Here is a 23282-nt window from a genome sequence, read left to right as displayed (position 1 = left end):
CCGGTGCAACGCCGAGCCTCCCCCGGGGCTCATGCGATTCGCAGGCGGCCCACGCGAGGATAGAAAAGATGGCATGCTGCGGACAAAGAAGGCAACAGGTGAGCACCCCGGCGGTTTCCGTCCGGCCGGCAAATGCTCCGGTGAAGGTGGCGGCCAATGCTCCGTCGTTGGTTGAACAGGCCGGGGTCACGTTCCAATACGTCGGTAAGACCGCTTTAACCGCTCTCGGGCTCGTTTCAGGACGCCAATATCGGTTCGGCTCCCCTGGCGCCGTTCTGCAGGTGGATTCCCGGGACGCAGCGTCGCTCTCCGGTGTCCGGAATCTCCGGCGGGTATGAAACCGGCGGCGGCTTGACGGACGTGGCTTTTTTCATGGATAGCCCAGGGGCACGGCCGGCGTCTCGTAGAGCGGGAGGTCCGAACCCAGTAATTTGCGAACGTCGTCCGGGGGCAACGGATGCCAGGCGGGATCGCCGGTTCGTTTCGGGCTCGTGTTGCCGGAATGAACAATCCCCACCAGCCAGCGATGGTTAGGGAGCGACACCACGCCGGCATCGGTCAGCCCCCAGACAAATACCGTGTCGGCGCCTTCGTTCTGGTCAGGAAACCGATGCCGGACCCAGAACTCCTTTCGGTAACAGAAGGTGCTCCCGCAGACCCATGGACGCTGCAGGTTTGGGTAGACGTATTCCCAGGCGCGATGGTCGTTTGGAGAGTAAAAGAGGAGGCGGGAAAGCCCGGTGAGGGTCATCGGTGGATGTTTAAGGAGCTCCGTAACCTGGTAGGAAAGACGCCATTCCGAATACCAGTCGTCATCATCCCAGTGCACGATGATCTCGCCCCGCGCATGCTCGCATGCCAGGTTATGTTTGGCGCCCATGGTGCGGCGCTCCTCCGTGCGGATATAACGAATGCGCGGGTCGTTCGGGATCAGGTCAGAAACCGGGTCGGACCCATCGTCCACGATGATCAGCTCACGGTTTACATAATCCTGGCGCAGAAAAAATCGAATCGCGTTGGGCACGAACGCGCGCCGGTTGGCTGTCGGCATGATGCACGAGACCAGCGGCTCGGCCCGGGAGCTTTTTAGCCGTTGCGCATCACCGCTTTTCTGCAGGACGATCAGGCTTGCGGCGCAGGCTACCTTTCGGTAGCTACCGCCGGCGAGGAGCCCATTTACGAACGTCACCACGCCGGGGTAATAGTGCGCATAGTCGTGAAACGCGACGTAACCGCCGGAAGCTAACCACGGCTCGAAGTGATGGAAATCACGCGCCACGTTCAGGTAATCGTGAAGCCCGTCGATCAAAAGAAAGCAAACCGGTTTGTCCCATTCAACTTCGACGGAACAACCGCGAATCCCGTGGACAAATGCAGACAGGCCGGCGCCGGCGATGTTACGCTGGAACTTTTCCATGCTCGGCGCGAGCTGCTTGAGTCCCTGGTCCAGCGCGCCGAGCTTCCCGTCGTGCGGATCGATGGCATAGACCTTGGCGTGCCGCATTTGCAGGGATTGAAGCACGCTGGCCAGGACGACGGTTGAGCGGCCGCAGTAACTGCCGACCTCGACGATTGCGCGCGTGTCTTTCAGGGTGCCAACGGCCCGGCAAAGCGCACCGATCAGCAGGTCAGCCTCGTCGTCAACCAGCCATCCTTCGATCGCCCTCATGCGCGCCAGGATCGGCAGGGTAAGCAAAATGGGTTGTGGTTCCGGGCTATCAAGATGCACGCCGGCTCTTTTCTGCCCGGTATGCCCGGTACGATCATAATGGTTATATTTGTGCCGCAGGTGTGCTCGCAACGGGTCACGGTACTGACGGGGAACAGGATGCATCCAGAAGACGTCAGGCCGGCTGAGCGCGTTGTCGGCGTCTGTCAAAGAGTAAGGCACACGGTAACGGACGTAATCATAACTGCATGGATTCGGCGCAACTTCGTAACCCAGAAGCGCAGCCAACGTCGGGAGGATAACCTCCTCCGAAGCCCAGATCCTGGTCTGCGCCATAATTTGGCGCAACTGCGGATCGTTACGGAAGAAACTGACGAGATCGCGAGCCGCCTCGCTGGTGAATACGGTTGACGGCCAGAATGACCAGTGCACAAATTTTCGTTCGCCGTCAGGAAACCGCTGCAGAAACGGGCGCCAGAGTTCAATCTCCTGATGCGCCGCAACTGCCGGGCCGGCCGCATCGCAGGCGCGTTGAACCCCAGGAGAATTGCCCAGGACGCCGACCCGGCTCCGGCCATCGAGAAAACGGGCCATGTAATTCGAGTATCCCGGGCGCGTGCACAATTGGTCGGAATCCACGATTGTAAGGATGTCAAAGCCACCGGTTCCGAGGGCGAACTCGATGCAATCCAGGGCGAACTCGTGCAAGCGTCCCCAGGACAGCGGGCGCGGCGATGGATGTAACTGCACCCCGTAGCGGGCGAACGGGAAACCCTGCTTCAGCAGCCCTGGATCGGCGCTGCCGTTATACAGCAGCACCCCGGAGGCAGGGTCGAGCGCATTCAGGTTCTGCACCAGGTCAATGATGCACTCCTGGCTTTCGTGCACGAGGCAAGCAAAGATATTGCGCAGTCCTTGCATAGCGCGAATCCGGCGTCGTAAGGTTGTGGGGCCGGGGGTTACCCGCACCGATCCCGAACCTACGTCACCGTCAAGCCGGCTTTGTGCTCTCCAAAGAGCATCGAATTGTTCAGTATACGCGGAGAATTCCGGTAGCCGGACGCCAGGAGGTCAGCCACCGCTTCGGTGATAGGCTGCCCGGTCTCTCTCTCAAAACAGGTGAACGCCGGGGAGGGATTAACCTCAAAACAATACCACGCGCCTTCCGGCGTGCACCGGAGGTCGACACCCGCCAGCAAGAGGTTCATCGAGTCTGCCAGCGTTTTGCATCGGGCCTCGACCTCGTCCGGCAGACGGCAAGCCTGCATCTCGACCGGTCCGGTCGCATAGCGATAGTCATCCGCGTCCGAGACGATTCTACAGGCAAACACTTCGTCCCCGACGACGTGCACCCGGTATTCTGTGCCGGAAACGTACTGCTGGAACTGGGTTGGACACGAGGCGATCCGGTCAAACCGCCGCCTGTGTTCCGCCGTCAGGCGTGACACGATGCTGCGAATCCCGCTGACTGATTTGTAAACCACCTGACCGTGTTGCCGCCAGAATGCCAGGGCAAGGCCGGGGTCGGTGGTAATCAAGGTGTCGGGTATGAGGAAACCAAGGGACTCGATCCACGATGCCTGATAGGGTTTGGAGCTATTGGCCGCCATATCGCCCGGCCGGTTCAGGACCAGGGCGGGCGTAAGGTCGGACCATGAAAGCAGGATATCTTCCACGGCCAGAGCGTGCCGCCAGAGATCGCTATTCTCACCGGCACCGGCGACGTCCGGCAGTTTGCGTGAGTCTTGGGGACGCAGGTACATGGCCTTCACCCCGGCCAGATCGAACGTCTCGCCGCCTGCACGGAGCAGGCCTTCCACCCCGCTCCCAACGGTCAGTTCTACCTCGATATCCCGGACGGCCCGTTGGTCGAGGAAGGTCACCCGGCGGCCTGCCCTTCTGAGCGCGTCCCGCACGGTCGCGATCGGAGAGTCCGCCGGAAGACCCCAGAGCAGAATCGTATCGCTGGAAGTCACGCCCATCCCTTCTGTCCGCTCCGGATGAGTTCAAGCACTGCGTCCGCCATCCCTGCGTGCGAGAGATCGGGGAGCACGTCAGCCCTGACAAAATATGCCCCACGCTCGGGACCGGAGAAACGCACCGCCAGCAACTCGACCTGAGCCAGGCGCGCGAGATGCAGCGCATAGCCTTGCAAGGCGGGTTCGCCCTCGCCGAAAACGCGATCTCCGATCACGGTCATGGTGGTGGAAAGCGGGAGCGCTCCTTCCTCCGAAGGGCAATCGGGCGGAGACGAATGCCGGTGTACCGGTTCCACCGGGATTCCGGCCTGAGCAGCGATCCGGACCCATTTCTCCCGTCGCCAATAGGGCCCCGAGAGGCACGCCGGCGTCGGCCGGTTAAGTACCGGGCACCTAAGTCGCGAGAGCCAGAATAATAGAAAGGCGGTCATTTCAGACGCGACGTACCCGCGGTCCTCGGGAACTATTTCCGTAAGTTCCTCCTCGAAGACGCAAGGCAGGAGGGTTAACACTCCGGTAATCTTTTCGTGCGGTACCAACTTCCGTTCGGCAACCGCGGTGTCACCGTCCGGAGCGCTTTGCTGCTGGCGCCAACCCACGATCGAAAGATCCCGAGCGGTCAGGATTCGAACGTCAAGTGGCGCCCAACGCGAGGCGACGGCCCGGGAAGTTTGGTCCCACCGGCTGGCCAGGATGATAATCATGGAAAACGGCCTCTCCGTGCACTCCTATGCGGCTTGTTGTCTTCGAAGGATCGACGCCAAGGGACCTTATACCCTTTCGATGGCCATCGAGTTAGAAATCTTGTCTTAGGCCCAACGGGCCGGCAGAGCTTAGCCCGGGGTTCCACCAAGATGACTGTTTGAATGGTGTAAGGCCGATTCAACAAGGTGCAAAGCATCATCCGGTGCCTCCTCTGAGCCGATATTCTACCGGAATGACTGTTTGAATGGTATTACCTTACCCTTGAGGGCCAACCTTGGGACGCTCTTCAGGGCTGATAAATGCGCTCTTCATCGCGCTTTCGCCGCCTGCCTCTGCCTCGCCTGAAGTTTCCGGCGGGGACGAGAACCTTTGAGCCAGCGGCCTCTCAGTTCCCACTTGGATCTTTTCCAACTGGATCTTCTCGATGTGGCCATGCTTGTCCTGATCCTCCTTGTTGTCCTTGCGGTCCTTACCGTCCTTGGTATCCTTGGTTTCGCTCTTTGGTGGCCGACCGGTCCCGGTTAGCGCGACCGTAAACGTTCCGGCGTTGGTGGTGATCTGTAATTGGGCGGACAACGGTCCGGTCACGGCCGGTGCAAATGTAACGGTGATGGTGCATTGCTGGCTGGGCTGCAGGGCCCCGCCGCAGGTGTTGCTTTGCGAAAAGCTGCCGGCGTTGCTGCCGGTTATCCCGATACCGGTGATGGTTAGCTGAGTGTTTCCGGTGCTCGTCAACGTCACGGTCTTCGAACTGCTCGAGGTGGTCAAGACCACTCCAAAGTCCAGGCTGGTAGAGGACACACTCGCCCCCGGTACCGCCGCGATCGCCGTACCCGTCAGTTGTATCAAGACGTTACCGGCATTGGTCAGAATCTGCACGTCGCCGGTTCGAGTTCCAGCGGCGGTCGGTGCAAATTGAACGTTGATCGTGCATTGCTGGCCAGGTTGCAGGTTTCCACCGCACGTGCTGGTCAAGGTATAGTCGGCCCCCTCGACGGCGAGGCTGGAGATCGTGAGTTGCGAAGTGCCGGGATTGCTCAGGATTACGGGCTGCGGCGCACTGGTCGTGCCCACGGTTTGGGCCGGGAAACTCAGGTTGTTGGTGGACACATTAACCAGCGGTTGGATACCGGTACCGGTCAGCGTAACCAGGAGCGGAGTAGGCTGGGCGCTGACCATGACGCTGAGTTGCGCGGTTCGAGTGCCCGTAGCCGTGGGCGTGAACGTAACGGTGAGCGTGCAACTGGCTCCCGGGGCCACCGTGGGGCCGCAAGTGTTCGTCACCTTGAAATCTCCCGAGTTAGCGCCGGTGATGCTGATGCCGGTGCCGGGGAAGGTTAGTGGACTTCCGCTATTATTGGTCAAGGTAATGGGCGCCGCGGCGACCGGCGAGCCGACCATCTGTGGGTTGATGAAACTGACGGTACTGGCCGACAAGGTAACCGGCGGTTGGGAGATGAGCCAGAACCACGTCTCAAAGTCAGCGGAACGCCGGCCGTCGCCGCTGGGCAGCTGCAAGTTGCTTTGCGGGCTGCCACCCGTAGTATTTAGCACGCCCAGGGCCGATCCATTCAGATAGACGTTCCGATCGCCGTGCGCCCAGATGGAATTACCCTTCAACGTCAGTCGAGCCAATAACGGTGGGCTCCCCGCGGCGATCTGATTTACCAGCGCCGTGATGGCGGCCGGGGCCGGCTTCCAGTTAATAGCGCCGGAAGCCACCGTGACGCTTGCGGAGAGGATGAAACGATTAAAACCTCCCCCTGAGGCAGCCGGGACGGGAAGGTCGGCGGCCACAAAGCAAATGGGGCAATTCGACGCGGTGGGCTGGGTGATGATGGCAGGATCCACCGCGGTATCGAAGACCACGCTGATCCCGTTAGCCAAGGCTTGGACCGTAACCGTGCTATCGTTCAGGAGCGGACTACTGCCGAGGAGAATACTTGTGACATGAATGCCCGGATTCGCCAAGGGCTGGAAAACCCGGCGGCAATCGCTGACTTTCGGGGGCGTTGCCGTGAAGTCGACGATTCCCAGACGGCGGTAGTGGTGATGGATGCCAAAAGGCGAGGTCTGGGGAGCCCAGAACGCCGCATTCGGCGGCGCGTTGCCGGTGTTAGCCACCAGGCAGATATAGTAGGTTCCACTGCGGGTCACGACTTGCCCTGGAGCGTACGCCGTTGCCGCGTTCCAGGGGGAGGCAGCCGGTTGGGTCTGGGCGGCAGCGGGTTGGTTGAGGATCTCCACCGATCCGTCCGCGGTGCGGGCGGCGAAAAGCCAGAAATCGCCGGTCCGGAATGAGCTTCCTTCGAAAGCCACCGTAATTCCATTTTCCAGGATGACGGCCGTATCGGCAGGTGGCACAGGAATACCGGTACTTCCAAAGGAGTCCAGGTCGATCCAGACGGTTGCACCGTCGCTCTGATAGACCGCGCCTGCCTGGTCCCAGCGACGGATGCGGGTGTGGCGGCTCGGGATGGTTTGGTTGGTATTGATGACGGGGAAACTTGCCGACGAGACCGTGAAGTCCAACGTGACGGTATTGGCCGCCGCATTGATGCTATCAATGCGGTGTAATTCTCCGGGCTGAGCTTGGCCGTTCGAGGCCGGAGGGTTCAGCTCCAGGTAGTCATCAACGATTTCGATCCAATCACCGGGGTTGAACCCCAGCACCTGGTCGCGGCCCAGGCTTTGAACCGTGAGCTGACTGGCCGGGACGCCTGCTGAGTTGGTGACGGTGGAGATGGCGGTAACCAAGGTGGCGACGGACGCATCTTCGCGCGACCATTTGAAGGTTGGCGGCGGAGTTGACGTCGTACTTCCGCCTTGGTGAATCTCCAGTCGATAAAGCTGATTTTCCAGGCCGGTGTAGCCGGGAACCGGGCTGAGGGCACACGGCCCCGCGGACGCCGAGGGCACAACCCCGGTAGTGAGCAGACTTGCGGAGGGCTGAATCAAAGTCCCCCCGGTGATCACTGACTGGATCTGCGAGTCCGGCGTGGAGCAGTCCACGCCTCCCACGCCGCTGATGTCGAGCAGTTTGACTTGCCAGACCGTCTGGAGGCGTCCGGTGGTCTCAACCCCGACCGCCTTATCCACCAGGCTCACGTCTTCGAGATAGCTCACCTCCCTTTGCCACACGTCCAGGTAGACGAGAAAAGGGCCGTTCCCGGGGATGGTAGCTCCGGGAAGGTAAGGCTGGTCAGTGTAGTCAATGTCGATCTCCGCAGCCCCGGGCGAGGTCGTCGACCACTCTGCAAGCGCGGGATTCCACTGCGCCAGAGTTACCGGTCCGTGGTTCTCGACCAGAATTCCGTCGACGTACATTCGTCCCGTGCCGATCGTGAGATGATTCCCGGCGGTGTCGTGGTAAGCGTTGATCTTGAATCCGTAAGGGGTGGTGGACGGCACGCCGGCCAGACCGAGGATGTCCAGAGTTCCAGCGTGAATGCGCCGGACGAATTCGGCGAGCCACTCGTTCCAGTCCGAATCGAGCTGGACGCGCCCCTGCTGCATCACGACGCCGAAATAATCGTTCCAAGGATTGAAAGTGAAACGGCTGTTATCGAAACCCATGGCGGACTTCCTTAATCAAGTTTGATAAAAAATTCCGAACTCCAGGCCGACGGGCAGATATTCCGGCAGCCGCACCCGCAGATCATTTTCGCGGAGGGGGGCGAGCACAAAGTGGAACGCGCCCATTTCCCCCCCGTCGTCCGCTCCCCGGCGGATGGAGTCGGGGGTAGACGGCGAGAGCTTCGCATACCCGGGGTCGCCGTAGCGCAAAGAGTAAAAGATCGGCAAGGATCCACCGGTCCCCTGTGTCCCCTGCTCCACGCATTCGAACTGCCGGGGCACGACCGAGCCGGCCGGAAGATAGCTGAAGCGTGCACAACCCTGTTGTTTGCGGTCGGCGAGAACGGGTGCGGTCCAACTATCACCGGCGGCAAGTCCGGCCCAGAGGATGCTGCCGGAGACCAAGGGAAACAGCGTGGCGTGGACCTTCCCTATGACCGTGCAGCTCTGGAGCGTGAGATGGCCTCCGCCGCTCGCCCCGTCGACGCCCGCGTAGGCGACGCCGGTTGGGGCGCCTGCATCCACGATGCTGTCAGAGAGACTGGCCGCGGAGCCTGCGTCGACCCACAATCCGCCGACGACGGATTTTTGAACGGTGATTTGCAGCCCCGACGATTCTGCGAGCAAGGCGGGCCTCCCGGCATAGAGCGGCTGAGGCTGCCCGGCGGGTGTCAGGGCCCACCCGGGAACGAGCGTGCAGTGGGTCAGTCCGAGGTTGCCCAGCTGGTTGGCGCCGCCAAAGACGTGAAGTAAGGCTGGAGGAAATCCTCCCCCCGGTGAAGGCGGCGCATAGACGATCATCAGTCCATTCAGGTTAAAGGTGCTCGCCGTATCTCCGACGACCACGATTTCGCCGCTCAAGATCAGGGTCGGGCGGCACCCGTCGGCCGCCCTGAGCTCAATGGTTGCGGCGGCCGGCACGGTGACAGTGAGTGCGGGAGCACCGGCCAGCAGGTAGATCCCGCTGTCGGTGATTTCGACCGCCGCCCGCCCGTTCCCGGTCAGACTGCCGGCGGCGAAATCCAGAGCATCCTGCAGGTTCTGATAACGAGGCGCACCGGACCGGTCGGGAAACTGAAAAACCAACGCTTCCGTCCCGACGGTGAAACTATCAGACCGGGGGTATTCCCCGGCGCCCATGGCGGCGTTGAAACCGTAGTAAAATGAGGCCTGCAGTTGCGGCGTCGCGGACCCGGCCGCTGGAGGCGGTTGGACCGCATCCCGGAGGGCGATCCGGCCCAGTTCCGGATCAACGCAAGCGGCATACGGGCTTTCCGCCGGTGGTACGTTAGCCCAGTTCCCGTCGTTGCCGGAGAGGTTGCAAACCCGGATCTGGTACGGGTTCAGGAGGGTGTGGTTGAGATACAAAGCCAGGCTGTTTCCTTCGCCGTAATAGACCGTCCCGACTCCGGTTTGGAGGTCCCGGCACAAGACGCGCCGCCGCAGCCGGTCCGGCACGTTCACCGGCTGGGAAGCCGCCGTGATATCGGATCCTTGGGAGACCGGGTTGTTAAAGAGAGGCGAATCCGCCCCCAACGGGCTGAAACGGAAAAACCGGCCGCCGGCGTCGACGGCGGTAGCCGGGATCTTCGTCAGAGGGTAGGCGTTCAGCGACCAGATGAAGATGCCGACATTGCGGAGGTTGTATCGGCCCCGCTCCACCGCGATGCGATGAACGTCGGCCCAGTGGGCGGCGACGTCGAACGCCGTATCCATGTAGCTGCGTACCTGCCAATTGCGCAAATCGGGCGTGTAACGGCTATGCAGCCGGACATGTTTCGCGTATTGGGTCACTGCCAGCCGCTCAAAAAACTCGACAGCGTGTGCGCCCCACCCGGTCACGTCTCGCGCCAATTGCTCCAGCACGAGGACGGTGCCTTTTCGACGCCGAAAAGAAATGGTGTTGGCTACCTCTGCGCGGGGGCTGGCAACCGCGGGTGCCACACCGTTGACCGGCCGGTAGCCTATCAGGTCCCCGATATAGGGAATAACCCACGAGGCACAGGTTTCGATGAATTGATCGTCATAAAGCTGCTCGAGGTCATACGCCATCACCGCGAGTTGTTCCTCGATCAGCATGAGCAACGATTGGAGAGGCCCGCGCGCGGCTTTCGCCGTGAGCTGGTTTAACTGTTCCTGTTCAGTCGTCGACAATGGTCCTGCCGGCGCCTGCAACGCCCGCAGTTGCGCGGTTTCAGCCGCGCTCAACAGGTTCCGGGATTGCACCAGTTGGGCGTCCCTGAGCCGGTACACGGCGGGCAGAAGGTCAAAGAGCGTCTGGCTGCTCATGACATCACCCCCAACACCAGCGACGCAGGATCCGGATCCAGGACCAGAATCTCCGCAGGCAGCGGTAAAGATTGGTTGGTGACGGCCGGCAGGTAGACCGGGATGCGGCTCGCGGATGTCGCCGAGGATCGGGGCACCGTGAGTTGTTGCGCCATCCAGTTATTCCAGGCCGAGATAGAAAAGCCGTTGGACAAGCCGGCCAAATCTCCCGCGGTGCTGCTGGCCACGACATTGATCTGTTTAACGTTGACCGCGACGACGCCGGGAACATTCTGGATGACGCTTGAGATCTCATCCGTCGAAACGCCCTGGCCGAAACTTCGCTTCGTAAACCCGAACGCTTGCGACAGCGTTTGCAAAATCCGGGCCTGGACCGCGGGTTGATTGAAGGCCGGGTCGTAACGTACGTCCGCCGACAAACCAAAGAGCGTTTCCACAAAAGACCGGACCGAAATGGGGGTGAGCGGATTGCCATAGTTGCGGAGCGATGCGACCAGGTTGCTGAGCGTTGGGCTGCCGGGCGGGAGCGCGGCACCGTTGACTCCGGCCACGGTCAGGAACACTCCCTGGCCCGGCCCGCTGGGAATCCAGACTGCATGCGCCTTGGCAATTCCGGCAAAGGTGCTCGCATAGTTCTCGTAATCCGCGAGCGACACCGCTCGCCCCAGCGTGAGGACCGTCAGGGGTGCGCTGGCACGAATATCGTCAACCGACTGCGCATCCTGTCCGCCCGTGGCAGGTTCGGGATTGGAAACGCCGCTTACTCCAAGGGGCCGATCGATCAAGGTAGTCAGCGTGTTGGTCCCGACGTTTCCCGACGAACCCGAGCCGATCCGGTAATTCGCCTGGACGTTGTTCTGGCCCGTCGGCAGGGTTGCGCCTTCCACCGCATCGCCGAAGAGGACATCGGTCGTGCCGTCGGACTGGGTCAGGGTGGCGAAAACCCGCTGTGAGGAACCTGCCCCATAGAGGCCGGGCACTTCCGACCAGGCGACGCCGTTCACCAGCACCTGCAGCGTGCTCTGCCGTCCCGTCGGCGTCGGTGCCTGCACGTACGTGAGCGGCGACTGCTTCAAGGTAAAAGTCTGGTTGGGCGTGCCGGCGCTGCCGCTGCCGAGGATCTCGGTCACCGACCGGCCATGCGTGGCCAGGGCCACGTTGGCATTCACCGCGGTGACGGCACGATCGTAGCAATGAGCCAGCGCCGACTTCAGTCGAATCTGGGTGTAGGAACGGCCGGCGCCGGGCACCGATTGTTCGACTACCGATGAGACGAATGCATACTCGCTGACTCCCGGATCATCGGTGCCGGCAGGCGCCAGGGAGAATTGGCCAAGCGAAAACCGGGCGCCGCCTGTCCCCTGCAGCGTGCCGGTCCGCCCGTTCGCGTCTGCTGCCTTGAGCGTGACCGGGGCGGTTGAAACCTTCCAGGAAGGAACGGATCCGTTGAGGTTCAAGGGCAGCGGTGCAGGGTCGATCAACGTGAAGGTGTTCCCCGGATTCAGCGGAACGGGCGTAGAGCCGTCATCGGGAACGAATTCAAGCCCGGCGACTCCCGCATTCGCGGAGATCTTCTGGCTGCTGCCGGACACGGTGACGATCGTTGCACCCAGGAGGTCCGGGCGCAGATCTTCCAGGTCGAGGAGCGTGCCGTACAGGGGATGGTCCAGGGGCTGCTCGGCCACCGTGAGTTCCTCGGCCTGGGCGAGCACCGACGCCTGGCGCGTTGCACCGTAAAAAGCGCTCAGGCCGGCGTCGGAGTCGGTTGCTACCCGGCTGATCCGGGCGCTTAATGCATAATCCGATCGGCCGATTACCGTCGCGGATCGGATCTGATAAAGCGCCAGCAGACCAGAGGGAGACCCGGCAGCCGGCCGGTCCGGCACGTTCAGGACGATCCATCCCCCGGGTGCAAGTTTGGAGTAAGCCGCATCCAGGTCAACCAACTGGCCGCCGGGCGGTGTAAAATTCCAGTCGGCATTCGAGCGATTCAAGAGGCTGCTGGCCACGACGTCGACTTGCAGTCCCGTACCGCTCCCCCCGCTGGTTGGAACGCCGGTAGTCGTGGTGTAACCAGAGCCAGGCTGGTTAACAGCCAGCGTTCCGGTTACCGCTCCGGTAGTGCTATTCACCGACTGGACCTGCAGGATGCCAGTGCCGCCGCCTCCGGTGACCGTTACCAGGTCACCGACTTTATATCCAGCTCCGGCAGCACCGCTGTGAGGAACTGGAGGGTTAGGACCGGCTTCGATCGCGCCCGGAGTACTCCGGAGAATTCCAACGGTGTCTTTGGCGAGCATCAGCGGGTTCAGGGCGTTGTACCCGAACAACGAGGCGCGCTGTCTGAAGGCGTAAAACCTCGGATGTTTCTGTGCGGGCTCGATGCGGCCCGGAGCGTATCCCAACCCCTCACGCCACGTGACGTAGGTGCGATGGTTGGCAGGATCCGGACTAACCGTCGTCACCACGCGGACATCCCAATTGTTGTTTTCAGTGGCTTGCAACCTTTCGTCGCCCACGATCAGGATCAGGTCGCCGGGATGCAGTTGCGTGCTGGTGCCTTGCAGGTAGACCGCGACATCTCCGAGGTGAGGTTGCCACGGCCGGGTCGCCTGCACGGGCAAGGCATTCCAGTCGGGTTTGGCCGGGATGTCGGCGGACGTCTCGAAACTCTGCGGGCTTTGCCCCTGAGCAGGGACGCTTTGTACCTGCGTTCCTTTCGGTATCGTGATGGCGGAGGCGGAAGGATCCGGGGCTTGACCCGGTGCAGCCTTCAGGGTAAACGCCAGGTAGGTTGAAGCCGATACGCCGGGTGACGGATGGTAGCCGATCAGACGGGATAATTCGGTCAGAGATCGTAGCTGGCCCGCCGTGCGGAGGTAGCTCTCATTGGCCAGGCGTTCCTGATAAAAAGCTAAAATATCCAGCACGACGGCGGCAGCATCCAGGCAGGCGATGGTAAAATCGGTGTCATCCCTTGTTTTCAGGGCCGCAAGCGCAGGATAATCAGAACTCGAAAGCCGGGCCAGCATGGATTCCTTGAAGCTGGCCCAGGTACCGGCCCGGTAGGACAGTGAAGAAAGCCCGGGCAAATTGCTTCGCGGCTGCGGCGTTTGCACGCTTGCTCCGCTGCAACAGCCGCAGTCGGACCCGGATGTTCCCGTGGTAGTCATAAGCTCACCTGTTTGCAAAAACCGGGCATCAGGCAGTGGCGGGCATGAGCCGAACGTTCATTTCCCGCCCTGCACGATCAACGTCAACTTACCGTGGCCGGGGTGACTGGGGTCGTTGTCCAACCGGGCCACTTGCAGAGATCCCATCTTGATTTGCCCCGCGTTCAGGTACCGGGCGGTATTCACCCCCTGAGGTTGAAATTTGGTAGCCGCGACCGAAATCACGCCGGGCACGGATCGGGCCGCGGCGTACACCGGGCTGAGGTAAACGGTCTTTCCGAAGGTGAAGTTGTCAGGGTAGAAAAATCCCTTTTGGCCGTTAGGCAAAATCCCGTTGCCGAGGACCTGCAGCAAGGATTTCTCAACGTCGGCACGAAAATAACTCGGGTCGACGCAAACCTGGAGTTCGATCTCGAGCGAGAGGTACTGGGGCGATTCCAGTTTCAGGTCCTGGCCGGCCAACCGGTAACGTTCCACCGTCGTTTCCAGACTCTTCTGAAGGGTGTCGGTCAAATTGCCGCCCCCACCGGGTTCGACCGCGATAAAAACCGAGTACCAACTTCCCGTCCAGCGCAGCGAAGCCACGGCTTGGTCCACCTGAGGGTTGGTTGCTGCGGCCGCCTCGTAATCCGCCGTCGTCACCGACCGCAGCAGTGCGCTCGGGCTCTGGGAGAGAAAAGCCTGCGGAGCCCGCCGGCGAATCTGGTCCCCGGTCTCCGGGTCGGTGCCTCCTCTGGCGGGCAGCGGGTTGGTGCAGGATCGAATCCGGGCGTCAACGGCGGCCAGGTAAACCAGACTCTCCGCCCCGACGTTCCCACCGGTGCCGTTGCCGATCCGGTACTCGGCGACAAACGCCGTCCCTGGTTCGGGTACCATGCCATTGGTTTCCGCCGAGGCCGAACCCGGATCGGGAGGCGTCGCAAACCGCAGGTTAGCGGTGCCGTCTGACTCGATCTCCACCACGAAGGCTCGATCCGATCCGGCGCTTCCCAAGAGGTCATGCTCCGGATGCCAGCGGGTTGTGGTGCCATCAAAAGTGCCGTCCAGGGTGATTTGGGGAACTGCCTTGGCCGGGTCGAATTGGATGAGGTCAGCAGCAGGCAGGCGGAGGTCGGGGGCTCCGGCAAAGCTGTTCACGGTGAACAGCCTGGAATGCAGTTGGCTGGTAAGGCCGGCCGATGACAGGCCCTGAAATTGTTCGACGGTAACCGGAAGGGTGACGCCTACTCCGCCCGACGCCGGATAGTAAACAAAGGCGAGGTTGTATGCCGAGGGGCCCTCGTTCTCATTGGAGGGCGGTTGATCGATCGCCTGGGCCAAAACGCCGAAAGACTGCGGCCAGTTCGCCGGGTTGGCGGCTTGCAAGGTCAGGTATGTGATCGGCGGGCTGCTGAGATCCTGCAGGTTAATCGTGCCGGGGGCAGTGAGCATGGTGAGCGTTGCCGGGAAACCCGACGGAGGGGTCGCAGGCGGGCTGTAGCCGGGAGGAACCCGGATTAACCTCGAGAGAGAGTTAATTTTCGCGGCGACATAGTTCGCGTCTGCAGCCTTCAATGAAAGGTTGGTGAAACGTTCCAGGGCGACGGTCTGTATCGGTGCGGCGGCAGCTCCCGCCGGCAGCGGGTAAACCACCGAAAGATCGAAATTCGCCGGGGTCGTTTGGTTCTGCTGCACCGCCACTCCGAAGAACTGCGGCCAACCGGCCGGATCGGACGCTCGGGCTGTGAGGCAGATGAAGCCGTTTGCGTCCGTCAATGTGGCTGTACCCGTCCCGTCCAGGAGGGTAACTCCCGGCGTGGCCGGGACGCCGGCCAGAGGCTGGGGAACAGCGTGGGTCAGGGGGCGATCCGGGATCGCCGGGCGAAAACGCACCGGCAGCGCGATGGGCAGGGCAGGCTGGCAGCGATCCGTGGCCGGGTTGCGCGGCAGGTGGAGCCGGGGCGCCGGCACCTGTCCGAGGCTCGTCCCCGCGATGGACACGCCGTGGTCGGCCAACACCACATTGCCGAAGGCCACGCTCACATTGGCTACGGCGTGCATGGTCCCGCTGGAATCCAGGTAGATGGAGGATATACAAACCGGGAACGGAAGGGCATCATCCTGCGCCCACTGAAGCTCGGTAACCGGGGCGGGCTTCTGAGTCGCGGGATTCGAAACAGGCGCTCCGCTCGGGTCGAAGAGCGGGTCAACAAGCGGCCGGCCATTGGCGTCCACGGTGGCCACATGGGTCAGCCTGACCGCACAACGGTGGCGGAGGTCGGCGTCCGCGGCATTTCCCGTTTGGGGCCCGACGACCTCCTGAAAGACCAACACGTCGCCGGGCCGCAGATTCGGATACGAGCCGTTGAGGGTCGCTTCCACCGCCCCTTGCGGGAGGCAGCATTCCGTGTTGCCCCAGGTATAAAAGAACATCCGGTTGTGGGCCGCATACAAGAGCGCATCCTGCATGGGCTGAAAGACCTGGACGCCGCTCAACAGGGCCGCTTCCTCAGTACCGTCGCCAACGGCCAGGATCGGAGGCATCCCGGGCGCATAGGTGTAGAAGCGGGTAAGTGTGCGGTCCAGGAAGACGGGTTCTCCGGGGTTGGCCGCGACCGTTAGTTGAATCCAGGTCCGAGCGTTGCAGCCGTCGTGCACATGGTAGTCCACCAATCGCGCATGGCGCCTCAGCGACACCCGGCTGCGCGCGGTCTCGATGTAGGCTTCGGTGGCGATCGCGTCCTGCTGGTAGCTCAGGTGATCGGCCCGGTAGGCGATCAGTTCGGCGAGCGCCACGCCCGGGTCGGCTTCACTGGTGCCGGTCCAGGCGGGTAAAAGCTGGTTGAGCCGGTCAAGGATAACCGTGCGGAAGCTGCCGTAGTCCTTCGCCAGGTAGTTGATCTGAGGCGGTGCGACCGTTGGCGGCGAACAACCGGGCCCCGGCGGGGCGCAGTCGAAATCCGGCCCGCATTCCACCTTGAATGAAAAGCTCACCTCAGCCAGTTCCGGATCGAACCCGGCGAGCGCTTCGGTGACCTCAAATGGATCCTGGGCCGCCCGCACCGCCGAGTTCACCAGGCGCAGGCGGTAGGCGGAAAAATCCCCCGCGGTGTGGGTGCGGACAACCAACACCTTGGTCGCATCCGGCAGGGAGGCGAAGAAGTTTTGTTCCTGGCCGGTGGCCTGAACCTGGGGCGGCGACCCAGCCAAGGCCGGCTGCACCCAATCCAGAGTGATATCGGTGATGCTTTCGCCTCCCTCGATGAGCACGTTGTCCGTCGTCCAGTTTGCCGGCATCAGCGGATTGAGGCAATGCACCAGGAGGGTTTGCTGCCTCGGGCTTCCCAAGGGGATGGCTTCACTATCCAGCACCTCAAGGTAGTCGATGCCGTTCAAGGCAGGGTTCGCCAGCACCGCCGCCTTCCGGTTCTCCACGCAGCACCGGTAAATCACGCGTTACCTCCGTAAGTAAACGTCTGGACCTGAGTCACGTCGGTGCCGAGCGGCGTGTAGGTGACGGTAACCGTGAGGACGGCATCCTGGGCCGCGGCCGTCACCGACTGGACCCTCAGATACCCGCTGAGCCATTTCTGGAGGGCTCCCTGCACCGCAAACTGAGTTGCGGCAATCATCTCCTGGCTGTTAGGAGCAAATGGAAGCTGGAGCAACCCGCTGCCGAAATCCGGCAGATTGACCCGCTCGCCGGGACTCGTGAAGAGCACTTGCTCGACCAGCCGGGTAATGTAGTCCTGCGGCGAGGATTCCCGGGTGCGCCCGCGGCCGTCGAATGCATAGGGAAAATCAAGATTCATGGCTGCCGATCCTGGTCAGGTTGCGACGGCGCGCGTCTGGGATGACGCCGGCAATAGTGGGGTACCCGTCGGCGTGCAGGTTGCCGTTCCGCTGACGATCGCGACGGGCTGGCCTTCGGAGGTCACGCGCAGCGCGCCAACGGTCCACTGGGCGGTCACGCATGGACCGTTACCTGCCGGCGGAACGAAAGCGCATCCCGCGATTTCATAGGGAGCGGCGACAGTGGCGATAGGCATGCCCGAGACAGTCACCCGCAGGCTGGGAACTGCCGGGATCGCTTGTCCTCCATGCGCGCAGAGTACCGTCGCGCCCATGTGCAGAATCGGGGCGGGCATGAGAATTTGTCCAATCTAAATGACGGTCAGCGCGCCGAGGTTGATATCCACGGCCGGTCCGGCCAGGGTAATGGTGGCGCCTTGCCCGTTGCTGATATAAATACCGGAGTCGTTCACCACGATCATGGCCCCGGTCGCGCTCTTGAGCACGATGCCGCCCGTAACGGGGGTCGGGGCCGCATCACTCACCAGGAGCATGTTCTGCCCGGTGGTCTGGAGCAGAATATTCTGCCCGGGCGGAATTGCCGGCGGCACGACTGCAAACGCAGGCACATCCGCGATCAGCCCCCAGAAGCCTCCCGTCCAGATCGGGTAGTCGGGATTTCCTTGCTCGAATTCGATCCAGACCTGAGATCCGAGCGGTGGCACGACGAAGCAGCCGGCCTGGATCCCCGCCGCCGGTACGCAGGGCATGGCCCAACTGGAAGGCGTCAGCCCCAACACATCCGGTACCTCGGCGATAATCCGGCCGAGTTGTTGAGGGTCGACGTTTTCGATAACCGTCCCGCGGTACTTCCCGTAATACCGCGTGGGGTTAGCTCCCGGGGTGGTAGAATGAGCGCTCATGGAGGCACCGTTGAAACGGTTGAGACCAGGCCGTTCCGGCTAAGCTTGAAATCCTGCTTGTATTCTCCCCGCTTGATCTTGTGCGTCACGCTCTTGACGTAATACAAACCGTCAAAAGCCGGTCCCGCGCCGCGCACACCGACCAGTTGCCTCGCTTTCAAGATGCCGCCGTAACGCGTCACATCCAGGGTACCTTCTCCGGTTACGGCTTCGTACCACCGGGAGGAAGCTGCCAGGCCGATCAGGAGCGCCTCGGGAATGGGTCGCTTAGATAGATCGTCCCGAACAGGCGTCAGATCGCCCAGGATATTCGCGGGCAATGGAGGAATGAGTCCCAGCGGCGGATTCAATGGCGTAATCGGCGGAATCGGGATCGGGAAAATGATTCCGGTCTCCTGATTGTAGATGAACACCGTTGGAATTTTGTTCTGCTGCTGATCAAAGTTGAAGCGGAGGCTGTCTACGTTGGTATAGGCGTCCATGTCGATGTTCAAGGCGGGCTGAACCGGACCGTCCTTGATCTGGGGTCCCCAATAGGCCTTGCTTATTCCGGGCAAGGGTCCCGGGTCGAGGTAGAAAACGTAGCCTACGTCATCGGCCAGGCTGCGGATGTATTGCAGGTCCGTGCCTTTCTGGCTGGGGATGATGTCGATCGGCAGGGGTTCGTACACCATGATGCTCGGGATGATCAAGGGCACGATGCCGAACACCGCATACTTCGCCAGCAGGAGGGCCACCCGGGCCTCTGCCGGGCAGGCCGGGAACGGAAACCCGCTCCAGTCCGACTGGTTCATCAGGGCGGTCAGATCCTCGCCGGTCAGGGTCAGGGTGGAGTTGGAGCCCTTGTCGCCCGGCGCGATGTGGTTATTCGTGATGACCCCGTCGATGAGCACATTCGCCACGCCGTTCACGGTTGCCACCAACACCACCCGCATGAAAAGGATAGGCGAGCCGCCGGTCAGCAAAAAGAGAATCTGCAGCGGCGACCGTTTCTCGACACTGAACGTGAGTTGGAACCCGCTGGTGCCGACGTCAGTCACCGTCACCTGAACTTCGGCGAGGGCGTCCAACACCGCCCTCGGCACAGTTAAGGGAATGAACGGGCCCATCATCAACGTCAACTCGACGCTCTTAAGCGTTTGCGGCACCGGGTACCCCCTGCGGCATGGTGATGTTCAAGGTCGCTCCCGGGGTCTCGACCAGTTGGTCGGGGCGAATCCCGCCGTTGGCGTCACAGAGCAGCCAGAAGAGCAGCGGATCGCCCAGGTATTTAGCGGCCAGAAGGTCCAGCCGGTCTCCCTGTTTCACCGTATGCGTGGCGACCGTGGAGTAATTTGGAGCGCCGGGCCGGGGCACCACGCGCCGAGCCAGATAAGTGAAGGTTTGTCCATCCGGAGCCGTGAATGAGAGCGTGGCGGATGCGTAATACCGGCTGTTCGGCGGGAACGCAACCGCCGGGATCGCCCCCGACTTGAGCAGGGCTTGAAGCGGATAATTCATGGCAGGCCTCCGAGACCCAGAACCGAGATCGCCACGTTGGGCGCCTGGGACGCCAGTTGCTCTTTATTACTGAGGTAGGTCATGAACATCCGGCCGCCGGGATGCGAAAACCCCAGGTCGTCCACGTTCAAGACTCGCAGCCCCAGGCTCACCTTGGCCCGGATGGGATTTAGATTCGGGTCAAACGCCTCTTCGGTGATAGTGAAATCGGTCAGACGCACCGGTACGACCCGGCTCTTGCTCCAGACAAACAGGGTGAGCGGCTGTTCAAGCGGGATGATTTCCAGTGTGCCGGCGTTGGCCATTGCATCGTCGGCCAGCAGCGTCTCGACCGTCGGGTTAACCAGCATCTCCAGCCGGGCTAACTGAGGATGCAACCCGTACTGCGCGATGGTAGGATTTTGATTCGGGAACTCGAGCTGGTCCGTGGCGTCCAGTTCGGCTTCTATCTTGATGGTTTCAGTCGCCGGGCCGCGGAGCCGGAGGGCGTCCACGCGTACGCCGCCCTGCCCGCCCTGAACGGCCTGGATCTGGAGGGTGCGCGAGAGCGAATCGGGGTTGTACTGCAACGCGATCACGCTCTGGACCGCAGCGGTATCCGGGTCCATCGTGACGATGCCGCCTTTGACCAGGCGGGGGGAAATTGGAGAACCGGATGTCATGCGAATCCGCGCATCAAACTCAAAAGCGCCGTCGTCAGCTCGCCCTCGCGTTCTCTAAACACGCCACCTTCAAGCGTAAGCCACGAACGTTTGATGCGTCCCTGCAACGGCGTTATAACCGCCTCAACTATTGCGGCTAACCGGCTGAGATTGTCGTTATCGAACCACACCGTCGACGAACTGAACACGGCCACCTCCATCTGCGATGTGGCAAGTGGCGCGCGGCCGGCCCGGAGCAACACAAACGGCGGGCCGATCTCCTTCGACCCGATAAGCTCCCGGAAGGCACGCTTCCAAGGTAGCGCAGGTCGCGCCTGGGTTGACGTACTTAGGGTGATTGCTCCGTAAAGGTATGCCACCGCCGCAGAATAACTTTGCGACCACTCCAGACATTTCTGAATCTCCGTTTCTCCGATTGCAACGTCATCCAGGAAAGTTATACGATCAGATTCGCTGATCTGTTCGAAGGGCGACAGGTCCCATGACACGCCGCCGTGCAGCGCGTTTGCGATACTCTCCAAATACGCCGCGTTCGCACGGTTACCGGCAGGCACAAGTTCAATCGAAGCCGGTTTTGCCGGGCTCTGCTCGATGAATCGACGCACGAAATCTTCAAGTGCGTATCCCGACAGAAACCAATGGTCACCCTGTTCGTGACCTTCAACAGCACCCAGGGAAGCGGGGTCAAAATGTGGAAGTGACCGCAACCCAAGGAATGCCGTGGTTGGGAATTCAGCCGGTAAAAGGCGCAGGTTAAAGGAGAAATAACTTCCCATCACTTCGGCCCTCCGAACGTGCCGCTCCACCAGACTTTACCGTCAGGGCCAAAGATCTTCACAAACTTGCCGCGTAATTCGAGGTAGGCGTTGCGTAACTGCGGAACCATCTCCAGAAATCCTTGCCGGGTAGCCCCGGTTGAGTTGATCTGCAGATAGATCTCGGTAGTACCCGCTTGCATCGCTTCCTTTTGCAGATGACCACCGACGGAATCCGCAGTAAACGGGCTCTCCGTTTGGTGAACCGATACCTCTCGCCCACCGCCGTTATGGAGTGGAACATCGGCGCCCCTGCCACCTTTGCCGGCGGCGCTCGCTCCTCCCCTTGCGGCATCCTTCGCGACCTCTGGATTGAGGCGGGGGTGCTCCGCCAGGAGCGCATCGGCAATTTCCTGCTGCTGAGCGGGTAAGGGTGGCCCCGGCGCTGCCCGCGCCTCGCCCTGGGCCAGCGCTCTTGCTGAAGCGGGCTGATTTCCGCCCGTTCCCGGTGTTGTCCTTCCGGCTGATTTGAGCGATTTGCCGCCGGGCCCGATGTCAGAGGGTGTTGGTATGGGTTTAGGTGGAGCTCCCGGTGGACCACCACCCGTTCTGCCGCCCCCTCTCGCCAGCAGGGCAGTCTCTTGTTCGGCCATCGCCGCCCTGGCTGCGGCCCAATCGATCAATACCGGAGCCGCTTGCAACGCCATGCTACCCAATATGAACAGGGGATGTTCGCCCTGTAGATCGACGACGATCCCAGTGCCGAAGTGACAACCCGGGCACTCCGGCGTGCCCATCAACACCCTGTAGCGAGTGCCTCCCAGCCACTGGGCGGGAATCGGGTTGCCGGTTTCCATATTAACCAGGTAGGTGTCGAAATTGTATCCGGCAGTCGGATCGGGACCGAACTGAATACTGGGGGTGTTCGGCCGGACCGTGATCAGACCTCCCATACCGAGGAAACCCAGTCGTTGGAACTGGACCGTAGCGACTGGCCGCTGGATTTTTGGAAGGCTGGCGATGCCCGGCGGAACATGCGGCTGCGATGGTCGCGCAGCGCCTTTGGCTGCCGGTTGGGTTACCGGCTCTTTTGCGGCGGCCGGACCGGCATCCGGATAGGCGGCGATCGCATCGGCGTATTGCTTACTTAAGCCGTGCTCTTTTGCATAGCGGATATAGTCTTGGATGAAACGCTGCTTCTCCTCCTCCGAGCTCCAGTGCGTCATCTCCACGGATTTCGTCAGCGGAGTGCCTTGGGCGGCGATGATGGCGGCGGTGTTGTTCGCAGACCCGGGGGCTGTTCCTTGCGCAGCCGTCTGGGCGCCGCCGCTTTGGACATACTTCCAGGCGTCGTCCAGCGACTGACGCTGGATGCCGATCGGAGCCCTTCCGTGAACACCCGCGCGCTGCCCCGGGGCGCCTCGGGAATCAGCGGTGCGGGTTGCAAACTCGGCATCTTGAGGGTGATCATCGTGCGGGTTGCGTTGTTGAACCACGTGCGCCAATTCGTGCGCGAGCAGGTGCTTTTCCGGGTAGGTCTGCGGATTGTGCTGCGTGGTGGCCAGAACGACGTCTTCCCCGACCGTATAGGCCAGGGCGCCCACGGCATTCGCGGACTCAGCGGCCTTTGCATTCGCGTGAATGCGGACCCGGCTGAAATCGTGTCCGAAGCGCGGCTCGAAAAAGCTTCGAGTGGCCTTGTCAAGCGGCCTTCCCGCGGATCTCAAAACGTCGTGCACAATGGACGGGGCGTGGCCAGCGACATTCAGGGCGGAGGGTCTGCGCTGCAGGTTGGTTTTGGCCTTGCACCCCTCGCACTCGCCCACCCCGCCGCGCTCGCGCTCGCTCTCACGGTGCAGAGGCGCGCCAACATTCATCTTGGAACGAGGCCAACCGCCCTCGCCGGGAGCGCTACTGGCCATCACCTGATCAGCAATGCGCTCGGCTTCCTGCTCGAAAGCATCGTTCGGTTTGCCGATCTGCAGGTTGTTGGCCGTGGTTTTCGGAGGCAATTGGGCCCTGGCGACCTGCATGGCGTTTTCCCTACAGAATGGGGCGTAGCTCACGGTTTTAACCCCTTTCCAATAGAGCGGCCCAGGGTGGAGCCAAACTTTCTGCTTCCCGAAGGCCCGGCTTCCAGCGGCATCCGTCCCATCCTCAGGACCGGCGTACGGTGCGGTCGGGCCCATTGCGTACGCGTAGCAGGGTCGGAAAGAACGCGGAACAACTCCGCTTGAAGTCCCTCCACCAGGGCCGTTCGGTCCGCCGGTTCAAGCCCCT

At 61.8% G+C, this 23282-nt stretch carries 15 protein-coding genes; 1 reads left to right on the top strand and 14 read right to left on the bottom strand.

Annotated features, from left to right (window positions below; translation table 11 throughout):
• Positions 1–370: 370 nt before the first annotated feature.
• The 8 genes from JO015_21695 to JO015_21660 all read right to left on the bottom strand — a co-directional run bounded on the left by JO015_21695 (position 371) and on the right by JO015_21660 (position 17182).
• Positions 371–2590 (bottom strand): glycosyltransferase, encoded by a 2220-nt coding sequence (locus JO015_21695; protein MBW0001719.1) that lies wholly within the window; start codon positions 2588–2590, stop codon positions 371–373.
• A 59-nt stretch (positions 2591–2649) separates the two neighbouring features.
• Complete coding sequence (locus JO015_21690) at positions 2650–3651, bottom strand: RimK domain-containing protein ATP-grasp (GenBank protein MBW0001718.1); 1002 nt, start codon at positions 3649–3651, stop codon at positions 2650–2652.
• Positions 3642–4352 (bottom strand): hypothetical protein, encoded by a 711-nt coding sequence (locus JO015_21685; protein ID MBW0001717.1) that lies wholly within the window; start codon positions 4350–4352, stop codon positions 3642–3644. The genes JO015_21690 and JO015_21685 overlap by 10 nt, the downstream gene beginning before the upstream one ends.
• A gap of 256 nt (positions 4353–4608) precedes the next feature.
• A complete protein-coding gene (locus JO015_21680) occupies positions 4609–7929 on the bottom strand; it encodes a choice-of-anchor D domain-containing protein (protein MBW0001716.1) in 3321 nt (1106 codons plus the stop codon).
• A gap of 15 nt (positions 7930–7944) precedes the next feature.
• Positions 7945–10218 carry a hypothetical protein gene (locus tag JO015_21675; protein MBW0001715.1) on the bottom strand — a complete coding sequence of 758 codons (2274 nt, stop codon included), beginning with the start codon at positions 10216–10218 and terminating at the stop codon, positions 7945–7947.
• A complete protein-coding gene (locus JO015_21670; GenBank protein ID MBW0001714.1) occupies positions 10215–13391 on the bottom strand; it encodes a putative baseplate assembly protein in 3177 nt (1058 codons plus the stop codon). The genes JO015_21675 and JO015_21670 overlap by 4 nt, the downstream gene beginning before the upstream one ends.
• A gap of 57 nt (positions 13392–13448) precedes the next feature.
• Positions 13449–16823 (bottom strand): putative baseplate assembly protein, encoded by a 3375-nt coding sequence (locus JO015_21665; GenBank protein MBW0001713.1) that lies wholly within the window; start codon positions 16821–16823, stop codon positions 13449–13451.
• On the bottom strand, positions 16820–17182 hold the full coding sequence (locus JO015_21660) for a GPW/gp25 family protein (protein MBW0001712.1): 363 nt from the start codon (positions 17180–17182) through the stop codon (positions 16820–16822). Before JO015_21660 ends, JO015_21665 begins: the two co-directional genes overlap by 4 nt.
• Here JO015_21660 and JO015_21655 point away from each other — a divergent pair.
• Entirely contained in the window at positions 17181–17393 is a 213-nt protein-coding gene (locus JO015_21655; GenBank protein ID MBW0001711.1) for a hypothetical protein, read from the top strand. The two genes, JO015_21660 and JO015_21655, sit on opposite strands and share 2 nt — an antisense overlap.
• Positions 17394–17533: 140 nt before the next feature.
• Here JO015_21655 and JO015_21650 read toward each other — a convergent pair whose 3' ends face one another.
• Genes JO015_21650 through JO015_21625 form a run of 6 tightly spaced genes read right to left on the bottom strand, consistent with a single transcriptional unit; the run spans position 17534 to position 22879 of the window.
• Positions 17534–18085, bottom strand: a complete 552-nt coding sequence (locus JO015_21650; protein MBW0001710.1) for a baseplate assembly protein — start codon at positions 18083–18085, stop codon at positions 17534–17536.
• A complete protein-coding gene (locus JO015_21645) occupies positions 18082–19197 on the bottom strand; it encodes a hypothetical protein (GenBank protein MBW0001709.1) in 1116 nt (371 codons plus the stop codon). The genes JO015_21650 and JO015_21645 overlap by 4 nt, the downstream gene beginning before the upstream one ends.
• Positions 19198–19216: 19 nt before the next feature.
• On the bottom strand, positions 19217–19585 hold the full coding sequence (locus JO015_21640; protein ID MBW0001708.1) for a LysM peptidoglycan-binding domain-containing protein: 369 nt from the start codon (positions 19583–19585) through the stop codon (positions 19217–19219).
• Positions 19582–20247 (bottom strand): hypothetical protein, encoded by a 666-nt coding sequence (locus tag JO015_21635; protein ID MBW0001707.1) that lies wholly within the window; start codon positions 20245–20247, stop codon positions 19582–19584. The genes JO015_21640 and JO015_21635 overlap by 4 nt, the downstream gene beginning before the upstream one ends.
• The gene (locus JO015_21630) at positions 20244–21023 is read right to left on the bottom strand and encodes a hypothetical protein (protein ID MBW0001706.1); all 780 of its coding nucleotides are present in this window, start codon (positions 21021–21023) and stop codon (positions 20244–20246) included. The genes JO015_21635 and JO015_21630 overlap by 4 nt, the downstream gene beginning before the upstream one ends.
• Entirely contained in the window at positions 21023–22879 is a 1857-nt protein-coding gene (locus JO015_21625; GenBank protein ID MBW0001705.1) for a DUF4157 domain-containing protein, read from the bottom strand. The genes JO015_21630 and JO015_21625 overlap by 1 nt, the downstream gene beginning before the upstream one ends.
• Positions 22880–23282: the final 403 nt, after the last annotated feature.

This window comes from Verrucomicrobiota bacterium (genome assembly GCA_019247695.1).
In the GTDB taxonomy this organism is placed as follows: domain Bacteria; phylum Verrucomicrobiota; class Verrucomicrobiia; order Chthoniobacterales; family JAFAMB01; genus JAFBAP01.
The sequence above is the reverse complement of the archived record's forward strand: the minus strand, read 5'-3'. Positions and strand labels throughout refer to the sequence as shown.

Bases quoted from the DNA above. Each gene is read 5' to 3' on its own strand.
- JO015_21680 (MBW0001716.1), bottom strand. From the start codon at position 7,929: ATGGGTTTCGATAACAGCCGTTTCACTTTCAATCCTTGGAACGATTAT.
- JO015_21685 (MBW0001717.1), bottom strand. From the start codon at position 4,352: ATGATTATCATCCTGGCCAGCCGGTGGGACCAAACTTCCCGGGCCGTC.
- JO015_21645 (MBW0001709.1), bottom strand. From the start codon at position 19,197: ATGATGGGCCCGTTCATTCCCTTAACTGTGCCGAGGGCGGTGTTGGAC.
- JO015_21690 (MBW0001718.1), bottom strand. From the start codon at position 3,651: ATGGGCGTGACTTCCAGCGATACGATTCTGCTCTGGGGTCTTCCGGCG.
- JO015_21625 (MBW0001705.1), bottom strand. From the start codon at position 22,879: ATGAATGTTGGCGCGCCTCTGCACCGTGAGAGCGAGCGCGAGCGCGGC.
- JO015_21660 (MBW0001712.1), bottom strand. From the start codon at position 17,182: ATGAATCTTGATTTTCCCTATGCATTCGACGGCCGCGGGCGCACCCGG.
- JO015_21635 (MBW0001707.1), bottom strand. From the start codon at position 20,247: ATGACATCCGGTTCTCCAATTTCCCCCCGCCTGGTCAAAGGCGGCATC.
- JO015_21670 (MBW0001714.1), bottom strand. From the start codon at position 13,391: ATGACTACCACGGGAACATCCGGGTCCGACTGCGGCTGTTGCAGCGGA.
- JO015_21675 (MBW0001715.1), bottom strand. From the start codon at position 10,218: ATGAGCAGCCAGACGCTCTTTGACCTTCTGCCCGCCGTGTACCGGCTC.
- JO015_21650 (MBW0001710.1), bottom strand. From the start codon at position 18,085: ATGAGCGCTCATTCTACCACCCCGGGAGCTAACCCCACGCGGTATTAC.
- JO015_21695 (MBW0001719.1), bottom strand. From the start codon at position 2,590: ATGCAAGGACTGCGCAATATCTTTGCTTGCCTCGTGCACGAAAGCCAG.
- JO015_21640 (MBW0001708.1), bottom strand. From the start codon at position 19,585: ATGAATTATCCGCTTCAAGCCCTGCTCAAGTCGGGGGCGATCCCGGCG.
- JO015_21655 (MBW0001711.1), top strand. From the start codon at position 17,181: ATGGCTGCCGATCCTGGTCAGGTTGCGACGGCGCGCGTCTGGGATGAC.
- JO015_21630 (MBW0001706.1), bottom strand. From the start codon at position 21,023: ATGGGAAGTTATTTCTCCTTTAACCTGCGCCTTTTACCGGCTGAATTC.